The organism is Streptomyces malaysiensis subsp. samsunensis, assembly GCF_024519315.1.
Classification (GTDB): Bacteria; Actinomycetota; Actinomycetes; order Streptomycetales; family Streptomycetaceae; genus Streptomyces; species Streptomyces malaysiensis.
Genome location: NZ_JANIIC010000134.1, coordinates 1 through 9,828, shown reverse-complemented (window position 1 = coordinate 9,828; position 9,828 = coordinate 1). Strand labels below are relative to the sequence as shown.

Sequence of the window (9,828 nt, the reverse complement as noted above, 5' to 3'; positions counted from 1 at the left end):
CTGCCGACGCCGGAGCAGGCGTCGGTCCTGGAGGCGACCCTGCGCGTCTGTAACCGGGCCGCCACCTACGCCTCGCAGGTTGCCTTCGCCAAGGAGCTGAAGGACCGCAACGGCCTCCAGAGGGAGGTGTACGCGGATCTGAAGGCGAGGTTCGGGCTGTCGGCCCAACCGGCGGTGCGGGCGGTGAAGAAGGTCGTCGACGCCTATGCGACGCTGAGGGCCAACCTGTGGGCGGGGAACCTGGGCCCGCCCACATCCAAGCGCTACCGGAAGGCCATCGGTGCCCCCATCGGCTTTCATCCGGAGGCGGCCCAGCCGTTCGACGATCGCTGCCTGTCCTGGCAGTACGACGCACGCACGGTATCGATCTGGACGATGGCCGGGCGGATGCGCGGCATCCCCTTCGCCTGCTCGCCCGACCAGCTCAAGATGCTCGTCGCCCATCGTAAGGGCGAGAGCGACCTGGTGTGCCGGGGTGGGAAGTGGTTCCTGATCGCCACCTGCGACCTGCCCGACCCGGAGGTGTACGAACCGGTCGACTGGATCGGAGTCGACCGGGGCATCGTGAACCTCGCCACCACATCCGACGGCACGAACTACCAGGGCCGCCGCCTGTCCCGCTACCGGCGCTGGCAGGCCCGCAAGCGCGCCGAACTCCAGAGGAAGACAAGCCACTCTGCCCGGCGGCGCCTGGCACGCCGCAAGCGAAAGGAACAGCGTCATGCCACCCATGTGAACCATCGCGTCAGCAAGGAGATCGTGTCCGTCGCGCAACGCACCGGTCGCGGCATCGCCGTCGAGGCACTCGGCGGTCTCCGCGAGCGGGTACGGCTACGCCGCGACCAGCGGGGCGCCCTCTCCTCCTGGCCCTTCCACCAGCTGGGACAGCACCTTGTCTACAAGGCCCGTATGGCCGGGGTGCCGTTCCTCGAAGTGGACGCGGCTTACACCTCGCAGCGCTGTCCGCGCTGTGGGCACACCGAGCGGGCCAACCGGCCCGATCGGGACTGTTTTCGCTGTCGTCGGTGTGGGCTCGCTGGCCTCGCCGATGTCGTCGCCGGGGTCAATGTGCGCGATCGCGCACGCTCGGCGTGGGTGTTTGTCACCGCACCCGCACTCCACCCCTGACAACTGCTCGGGTTGGGTGGATGCGACCCGTGACCGTCCTGTCGTAGGGGGTGGTCGGGAGCGCGACGAGGTGTGAACGACCGAGCACACAAGCTCGACGGTTCACGGCCGAGAAGGTGACCGACTGGAAGCCTCCACGACGGGGTCTTGTCCCAGAGCGGCGGCGAGGGTACGGGAGATGCCGTGGGCGGCGACCCGTACGGCCGGGATGAGACCCGGCGCCCGCCCCTCCGCGGCCGGCACCACCACCGACAGCGAGGCCACCACCTCCCCGCGCGGTCCGCGCACCGGGGCGGCGATGGACAGCCCGTCCATGGTGATCTGCCGGTCGCTGACCGCGATCCCGGTGCGCCGCACCTCGGCGAGGGCGGTCCGCAGCCGATGCGGGTCCTGGATCGTCATCTCGGTGTAGCGGCGCAGCGGGCGGGCGCACACCCGCTCGTACAGCCGCGGCGGCCCGTACGCGAGCAGCACGAGACCGACGCCGGTGGCGTGCAGCGGCCAGCGGCTGCCAACCCGGGTGCGCACCTGGACCGCCGAGTGACCCGAGATCAGCTCGACGTAGACCACCTCCAGGCCGTCGCGCACGGCGAGCTGGACGTTCTCGTGGGTGGCCTCGTAGAGGTCCTCCATGAACGGCAGCGCCGCCTCGCGCACCCCGACCCCGCGCGGCGAGAGCGTCGCCACCTCCCACAGCCGCAGCCCGATGTGGTACGCCCCGGTGGCGTCGCGCTCCAGGGCGCCCCAGCGGGTGAGCGAGGCGACCAGCCGGTGCGCGGTGGCCAGCGGCAGCCCGGCGCGCCGGGCGAGGGCGGTGAGGGACAGCGAGCGGTGCGAGGCGTCGAACGCGTCGAGGACCGCCAGCATCCGGCCCGCGACCGAGCGGCCGGCGTCCTGGCGGCCGGGGGCGCGGGAGCCCGGCGGGCTCATCGGGGTGAGCGGGCCCGAGGCGGTCATGACAGCGGGAGGCCGACGTAGTTCTCGGCGAGTTCGGCGGAGGCGGTGGGGGAGGAGGCGATCCGCTCCAGCCGCGCGATCCGCTCCCGGTCCTCGAACGGGCTCTCGTCCGGGCGCCGGTGGAGGGTGTCCGTCATGAAGTACGAGAACCGCTCGGCCTGCCACACCCGGCGCAGACAGGTCCGCGAATAGCCGTCCAGCAGCTCGGCGGAACCGGTCTCCTGGTGGTGGATCAGCGCACGGGCCATCGTGACCACGTCGCTGACGGCCAGATTGAGCCCCTTGGCGCCGGCGGGCGGCACGATATGCGCCGCGTCGCCCGCCAGGAAGAGCCGCCCGTGGCGCATCGGCTCCTGGACGAAGCTGCGCATCGGGGTGACCGAGGTGGCGGTGATCGGGCCGCGCTCCAGCGTCCAGTCCCCGTCGAGCGCGAAGCGGGTCGCCAGCTCGTCCCAGATCCGGTCGTGCGACCAGTCGTCCGGGTCGGTGCCGCCCGGCACCTGGAGGTAGAGCCGGGAGACATGGGGGGAGCGCATGCTGTGCAGGGCGAAGCCGCGCTCATGGCGGGCGTAGATCAACTCCTCGCAGGACGGCGCCACATCGGCCAGCACACCGAGCCAGGAGTAGGGGTAGGTGTGCTCGAAGGCGCGCACCCGGTCGGCGGGGATGGCGCGCCGGGCGATGCCGTGGAAGCCGTCGCAGCCCGCCACGTAGTCGCAGCTGAGGGTCTGTTCGCGGCCTTGGTGGCGGAAGCGGATGACGGGCGCGCCGGAGTCCGGCTTCTCGATGGCCAGCGCCTCGGCCTCGAACAGCAGCGGGGGAGCGCCCGGCTCCTCCAACTGAAGCGCTATCAGATCCTTGACGATCTCGGTCTGGGCGTAGACCATCACCGACTTGCCGCCGGTGGCGGAGGGTAAGTCCACACGGTGGCCGCGGCCCTCGAAGCGCAGCTCGATGCCCTGGTGGGGCAGGCCCTCACGGTCCAGCCGCCCGCCGGCGCCGCACTCCCGCAGCACATCCACGGTGCCCTGCTCCAGGATCCCGGCCCGCTGGCGCCGCTCGACATACGCCCGGTCCCGGCTCTCCAGCACCACGCAGTCGATTCCCGCGCGGTGCAGCAGACGGGCGAGCAGCAGCCCGGCGGGTCCGCCGCCGATGATGCCGACGGTGGTGCGCATCACATCGTCCCCTTGCTGTGGTGGCTGTGGTGGTCCCTGCGGCTCGCCACGAATTCCGTACTTGTTCGCTGAGTGAAACTTCGTTCATAATCGGCTGTGTGATGAGTTTCAGCCCGGTGCCACCACCTGTCAATGGCCCCGTCGGGCCTCTCGAGCGCGGCCTCGCCGTGCTGCGCGAGCTGACCCGGCTCGCCGCGCAGGAGGGGCGGGCCACGGTCCGGCCCGGCGATCTCGTGCGTGGCACGGGGCTCGCCCGGTCCGTGGTCGACCGCGTGGTGGCCACGCTCGAACAGCTCGGTTACGTGACGCTCGACGGACGCGACATCGGCCTGGCGGTCCGGCTGATGGAGCTGGGCAACGCGTATCTGGCCGCGAGCGGACTGCCCGCCGCGCTCGGCCCGTTCGCCGAGCGGCTCGCGGACGGGCTCGACGAGTCGGTCTCGGTCGCGGTCCCCGACGGCGGCGGGGTGCGCTTCGTCGTCCAGGTCACCCGGCGCCGCACCATGTCCCTCGCCTTCCGCATCGGCGATCTGCTCCCCGCCGAGCGCTGCTCGCCCGGCCCGCTCTTCGCCGCCGAGTGGTCCGGGGCCGACTGGGCCGCCTGGCGCGCCCGCCGCGCCGGGGACCCGCTGGACACCGCCTTCCCGGCCGTTCCGCCCCGCCACCGGCCCGACTCCGGCGCCGACTTCGAGGCCCGTGTCAAGGAGGCCGCCCACGACGGCTGGGCCACCGACGACCAGCTGATCGAACCGGGCCTGGTGGCGGTGTCCGTTCCGGTACGGGACGCCTCGGGCCGTATCGCCTGCGCGGTCAACGTGGTCAGCCACACCAGCCGCCATGACGTGGACTCGCTGCGGGCGGCGGTGCTGGGGCCGCTGGGTGCGGAAGTCCCGGCGATGGAGGCGGCTTTGGCGGCGCCGCGGCGGCGGCATGCGGTATCGACGGCTTCGGCTGCTCCGGCCGCTCCGGCCGCTTCGGCCGCTTCGGTTGCTCCGGTCCCTTGGGGCGTGGGGGCGTTCGGCCCGGCCGGATCGGCTCCGGGCGCGCCGAGCGGGGGAGACGATGCGGGCGGTGGTGCGGGTGCGGTGGGCACCACACCGCTTGGCCCGGCCGCCGGGGGAGGGCTGCCCGCGGCGGATGAAACCCGCGCGGAGTCGGCCTTGGGCGCGCCGTCATCGGGCCCGTCGGCCCAACCCGCGGGCAGCGGCCGGACGCGGAGCGCCGCGGGTGCGGCGTCGGCGGCCGTGGGCGGGACATCGGCCGTCGGCGAGGACCCCGCGCGGATGGCCAAGCGGGAGCTGGGGGCGGGGTTCCTCCAGTCGCTCGCGCGCGGACTGGCCGTGCTGCGGGCCCTGGGCGGACCGGAGGCCACGAGCCGGGGCGAGGCCCGTGCGGTGGGTGGCGCGGGGCGTGCGGTGGAGGGCGCGAGCCGGAGCGAGGCGCGTTCGGTGGGTGGTGCGGGGCGGGGCGAGGCGTGTGCGGTGGAGGCCACGAGCTGGGGCGAGGCGCGTTCGGTGGGTGGCGCGGCGCAGGGTGAGGCGCGTTCGGTGGAGGGCGTGGGCCGCAGCGTGGGGCGTGCGGTGGACGGCGAGGCTCGCACGGTGGGGGACGCGGCGCGAGGCGCGTCCGGCGGCGTCGGGGGCATGACCCACGGCCTCGTCGGCGCGGGGCAAGGCGGCGGCCTGGGCGGCGGCATGACGCTCACCGCCGTCGCGGAGGCCACCGGGCTCGCACGGGCCACCGCCCGGCGCTCGCTGCTCACCCTGGTCGAGTTGGGGTACGCCGAGGCCGACGGCCGGACCTTCCGGCCGCTGCCGCGCGTGCTGGAGCTCGGCTACGCCCCCCTCGCGGAGCTCGGCTTCACCGACATCGCCCAGCCGCACATGCGCGAACTGGTCCGCACCGTCCATGAGTCGGCGTCCCTGGCCGTCCTCGACGGCGGCGACATCCGCTATATCGCGCGCGTACCCACCGTCCGCATCATGAGCGTCAACATCACCATCGGCACCCGCTTCCCCGCCTACGCGACCTCCATGGGCCGGGTGCTGCTCGCGGGTCTGGACGCCGACGCCCGTGCCGCCCATCTCGCCGACGTACGGCCCCGGCCGCTGACCCGGCACACCGTGACCTCCGTGCCCGAGCTCGCGCGCGTCGTGGAGCGCGCGGCGGCGGAGGGGCACGCCCTGGTCGACCAGGAGCTGGAGGAGGGGCTGCGGTCGCTCGCCGTGCCCGTACGGGACGCGCGCGGCCGTGTGGTGGCCGCGCTCAACGTGGCGACCCACGCAGGTCGCGGCACCGCCGAGAGCGTCCGCGGCGAGCTCCTCCCGGCGCTGCGCGCCACCGCGACTCGCATCGAGGCCGACCTGGCCACGGCCTCGGCGCATCACGCCCTCGGGGCGGGTGAGAGAGTGGGGGCATGAGAGCGGCGAACACCCCGGGGGCGGGGCGCACCGGCCATGTCGTGGTCATCGGCGGCGGAATCGCGGGCCTCGCGGCGGCCCACCGGCTGCTGGAAGGCGGGGCGCGGGTAACGGTCCTGGAGGCGTCGGCACGGCTCGGCGGCAAGCTGCGCTCGGGGGAGATCGAGGGCGCCCCCGTCGACCTGGGCGCCGAGTCGATGCTCGCCCGCCGCCCGGAGGCGGTCGACCTGGCGCGCGCCGTGGGCCTGGGCGACCGGCTGCGGCCGCCCGCCACCGCCACCGCCTCCCTCTGGACGCGCGGCGGGCTGCGCCCGATGCCCAAGGGACATGTGATGGGCGTCCCCGGCGATCTGGCGCCGCTGGCCGCGTCCGGGGTGATCTCGGAAGAAGGGCTGGCCCGGATCGCCCAAGACCGGGAGCTGCCGCCCACACCGGTCGGCGAGGATGTGGCGCTGGGCGGGTACCTCGCGGAGCGGCTCGGCCGCGAGGTCGTGGACCGGCTGGTCGAACCGCTGCTGGGCGGGGTGTACGCGGGCGATGTGTACCGCACCTCGATGCGCGCGTCGGTCCCGACCCTCTTCGATGTGGCCCGCTCCGGACGCCCGCTGACCGAGGGCGTCCGGGAGTTGGCCGAGCGCGCCGCGCAGCGGCAGGACGGCCCCGTGTTCATGGGCATCGACGGCGGGATCGGCCGGCTGCCGCTCGCGGTCGCCGACGCCGTACGGGCCGCGGGCGGCGAGATCCGCACCGGCGCGCCCGTACGGGAGCTGCGGCGCACCGCCGACGGCTGGACCCTCGCCGTGGACGGGACGGATGGCACGGACGGCCCGCCGGTGGTCGAGGCCGACGCCGTGGTGCTGGCGGTCCCCGCGCCCGCCGCCGCCCGGCTGCTGGCCGCCGAGGCCCCGGCCGCCGCCACCGAACTGGCCACCGTCGACTACGCCTCGATGGCGCTGATCACCATGGCCTTCCGGCGCGACGCGCTCACCGGCGTGGACGCCCTCGCCGACGGCAGCGGCTTCCTGGTGCCGCCGGTCGACGGCCGGACGATCAAAGCCGCCACGTTCTCCAGCCGCAAATGGGGCTGGCTGCGTGACGCCGCCCCCGATCTCTTCGTGCTGCGTACCTCGATCGGGCGGTTTGACGACGAGGTGGATCTGAAGCGGGACGACGCCGATCTGGTAAGGATGTCGCTCGCCGATCTCGGCGAGGCCGTGGGCCTCACGGCCCGGCCCGTCGCGAGCCGGGTGGACCGCTGGGACGGCGGACTGCCCCAGTACCCGGTGGGCCATCTCGACCGGGTGTCCCGTATCCGCGCCGAGGTCGCCAAGGTGCCGGGGCTGCGGGTGTGCGGCGCTCTCTACGACGGAGTGGGCATCCCCGCGTGCGTCGGCAGCGCCCATAAGGCGGCCGATGAACTGCTGGGCGCCCTGGAGGCCACCCTGGAGCGGGGCGCCGGAGGCGGAGAGCGAGAATAGGGCCATGACTGCTGCACCTGAGAAGACTCCCAACGCCGGTAAGAAGGCCAAGGACCTCAACGAGGTCATTCGCTACACCCTGTGGTCGGTGTTCCGGCTCCGCGATGTGCTGCCGGAGGACCGCACCGGCTACGCCGACGAGGTCGAGGAGCTCTTCTCCCAGCTCGCCGCCAAGGACGTCACCGTGCGCGGCACCTACGACCTGTCCGGGCTGCGCGCCGACGCGGACATCATGATCTGGTGGCACTCGGAGACCTCCGACGCCCTCCAGGAGGCGTACAACCTCTTCCGCCGCACCCGGCTGGGGCGGGCCCTGGAGCCGGTGTGGTCCAACATGGCGCTGCACCGCCCGGCCGAGTTCAACAAGTCCCACATCCCGGCGTTCCTCGCGGACGAGAACGCGCGCGACTACGTGAGCGTGTACCCGTTCGTCCGCTCCTACGACTGGTACCTGCTGCCCGACGAGGACCGCCGCCAGATGCTCGCGGACCACGGCAAGATGGCGCGCGGTTACCCCGATGTGCGCGCCAACACGGTCGCGTCCTTCTCGCTCGGCGACTACGAGTGGATCCTGGCCTTCGAGGCGGACGAACTGCACCGGATCGTCGATCTGATGCGCCATCTGCGCGGCTCCGAGGCGCGCCGCCATGTGCGCGAGGAGGTGCCGTTCTTCACCGGACGGCGCAAGGCGGTCTCCGAGCTGGTCGCCGGTCTGGCCTGAGCCTGACGTCCTCACGGCGGCCGGGACGCTCTTACGGCGGCCGGGACGCTCTTACGGTGCTCGGGACGGACGCTCTTGGGGCGGCCGGGACGCCTTTACGGCGGGCCGGGACGGCTTACGGCGGGCGCCGGGATCCTTACGGCCTCCGGGCGTGACCTTACGGCCGCCGGTGTGGCCGTAAGGCCGCCGGGGGACGGTCCGACGGCCGTCCCGCACGGGCTTCGGCGCCCTCTCAGGGCGTGCCCGGGAGCGCGGCCGGCTGCTTGCCCGAATCGGGCAGCGGGGCCGGTTCCGGCTGCGGTTCGGGCGCCGGGCGCGGGGCGCAGTAGGCGGACCGGCCGGGGGTCCTACCGGTCAGCAGATAGGTGTCCACATGGCGGTTGACGCAGCCGTTCGGACCGCCCCACAGGCCGTGGGTGCCCGCCTTCCGCTCGGTCACCAACGAGGAGCCGGGCAGCCGGTGCCACAGCTCCTTCGCCCCCGCGTACGGGGTGGCCGCGTCCCGCTCCGCTGACAGCAGCAGCACCGGCGGCAGCGCGACCCGACCCGTCCGGGGGCCCACGGCCTCCAGGTTCCCCACGTCGAGGGGGCGGCCCGGCTTCACCGGCCAGAAGGCGCACGGCAGGTTCATCGCCACGTTGTCCCAGGTCTCGAAGGGCGCGCGGCGGGCGAGGGCGGTGTTGTCGCGGTCCCAGGTGGCCCACTCGCGCGGCCAGGGCGCGTCGTTGCACTCCACGGCGGTGTAGACGGCGTTGCCGTTCTCGTCGTCGGCCGCCTGCGCCCGATCGGGCGCGGCGAGCGCGATCAGCGGCTTGGAGTCACCGAGCAGGTAGGCGGCCAGCGTCCGGGCGGCCGGATCCCAGTAGGCGTCGTTGTAGCCGGTCCTGAGGAATGCGCTCTGGAGCTGGGCGGTGCCGACGACCCCGCCCGCCGGCTTGTGCGCCAGCCGCCGCCGCGCCTTCTCGTACGAGGCGAGCACCCGGTCCGCGGTGCTGCCCAGGTGGTAGACGCGGTGGTGCCGGGCGACCCAGCGGCGCCAGTCCCGCCAGCGCCGCTCGAAGGCCAGCGACTGGTCGAGGTTGTCGCGGTACCAGATCTGCCAGGGGGCCGGGTTGACCACGCTGTCGAAGACCATCCGGCGCACCCGCCCCGGGAAGAGCGTGGCGTACACGGCCCCGTAGTACGTGCCGTACGAGGCGCCCACGAAGGTCAGCCGCCGCTCGCCCAGCGCCGCGCGCAGTACCTCCAGATCGCGCGCGTTGTTCAGCGTCGTGTAGTGCGCGAGCGCGCGGCCCGAGCGGCGCACGCAGCCCCGCACATAGGCGCGCGCCCGCGCCACCAGCCGCCGTTTGAAGGCGGCGGTGGGGTGCGGCGGGGAACTGGTCGGCGCCTTGGCGTAGGCCGAGGGCCGCTGGCAGGACAGCGGGGCGGAGCGGCCCACACCGCGTGGGGCATAGCCGACGAAGTCGTAGACGGCGGCCAAGCGGCGGAAGGACTTCTCGGCCGCGTACTCGGGGAACGCCATACCGGACGCGCCCGGTCCGCCCGGGTTGTAGATCAGCGCGCCCTGGCGCCGCGCCTTGGGACCGCTCGCCCGGACCCGGCTGACGGTGAGCGAGACGCGTTTGCCGCGGGGACGGGCGTAGTCGAGCGGTACGGAGACCTTTCCGCAGGTGATGGGGGTGGCCAGCGACTCGGCGCGGGGACAGCGGCGGAAGGTGACACCGCGCTCCGCCGCGCGCCGGGCGGCGAGCGCCACCCCGCGGGCCGTGGCCGGGTCAGCGGGCGGGGCGGCGGCCGGGGCGGACGATCCGGACCAGGTGGTCCAGACGGGCGCGGTGGCGGCGACGGGGCTGGCGGGGGCCGCCGAACGGGCCGCAGGGGCCGCCGTGAGCGGCGCGCCCCCGCCCCCCGCCGGGGGGGCCCCGCCCCAGCCCCCCCCGGAC

General features: G+C 74.1%; 7 protein-coding genes. 4 read left to right on the top strand and 3 right to left on the bottom strand.

Translation table 11 applies throughout. From position 1 onward, the window contains the following. The coding region (locus NQU54_RS47450) for an RNA-guided endonuclease InsQ/TnpB family protein (protein WP_257636468.1) at positions 1-1,128 on the top strand (1,128 nt) is incomplete at its 5' end. A 102-nt stretch (positions 1,129-1,230) separates the two neighbouring features. Here the strand turns inward: NQU54_RS47450 and NQU54_RS47445 are convergent. Next, on the bottom strand, positions 1,231-2,085 hold the full coding sequence (locus NQU54_RS47445) for an IclR family transcriptional regulator (RefSeq protein ID WP_372506430.1): 855 nt from the start codon (positions 2,083-2,085) through the stop codon (positions 1,231-1,233). Beyond that, on the bottom strand, positions 2,082-3,263 hold the full coding sequence (locus NQU54_RS47440; protein WP_257636467.1) for a 4-hydroxybenzoate 3-monooxygenase: 1,182 nt from the start codon (positions 3,261-3,263) through the stop codon (positions 2,082-2,084). The genes NQU54_RS47445 and NQU54_RS47440 overlap by 4 nt, the downstream gene beginning before the upstream one ends. A gap of 101 nt (positions 3,264-3,364) precedes the next feature. Between NQU54_RS47440 and NQU54_RS49635 the strand changes: the two genes are divergently transcribed. The 3 genes from NQU54_RS49635 to hemQ are packed head-to-tail and all read left to right on the top strand — an operon-like array spanning position 3,365 to position 7,882. Further along, on the top strand, positions 3,365-5,683 hold the full coding sequence (locus NQU54_RS49635) for an IclR family transcriptional regulator domain-containing protein (protein WP_306279841.1): 2,319 nt from the start codon (positions 3,365-3,367) through the stop codon (positions 5,681-5,683). Next, positions 5,680-7,161, top strand: coding sequence for a protoporphyrinogen oxidase (gene hemG / locus NQU54_RS47420; RefSeq protein WP_257636466.1), 1,482 nt, complete (start codon positions 5,680-5,682; stop codon positions 7,159-7,161). The genes NQU54_RS49635 and hemG overlap by 4 nt, the downstream gene beginning before the upstream one ends. Before the next feature lie 4 nt (positions 7,162-7,165). After that, positions 7,166-7,882: a hydrogen peroxide-dependent heme synthase gene (gene hemQ, locus NQU54_RS47415; RefSeq protein ID WP_069867177.1), complete on the top strand. Its 717-nt coding sequence runs from the start codon at positions 7,166-7,168 to the stop codon at positions 7,880-7,882. A 232-nt stretch (positions 7,883-8,114) separates the two neighbouring features. Here hemQ and NQU54_RS47410 read toward each other — a convergent pair. Continuing rightward, the coding region (locus NQU54_RS47410; protein ID WP_257636465.1) for an alpha/beta hydrolase at positions 8,115-9,828 on the bottom strand (1,714 nt) is incomplete at its 5' end.

Excerpts from the sequence above, each read along its gene's own strand:
- NQU54_RS47445 (WP_372506430.1), bottom strand. The coding sequence starts at position 2,085 with ATGACCGCCTCGGGCCCGCTCACCCCGATGAGCCCGCCGGGCTCCCGC.
- NQU54_RS47440 (WP_257636467.1), bottom strand. The coding sequence starts at position 3,263 with ATGCGCACCACCGTCGGCATCATCGGCGGCGGACCCGCCGGGCTGCTG.
- NQU54_RS49635 (WP_306279841.1), top strand. The coding sequence starts at position 3,365 with ATGAGTTTCAGCCCGGTGCCACCACCTGTCAATGGCCCCGTCGGGCCT.
- hemG (WP_257636466.1), top strand. The coding sequence starts at position 5,680 with ATGAGAGCGGCGAACACCCCGGGGGCGGGGCGCACCGGCCATGTCGTG.
- hemQ (WP_069867177.1), top strand. The coding sequence starts at position 7,166 with ATGACTGCTGCACCTGAGAAGACTCCCAACGCCGGTAAGAAGGCCAAG.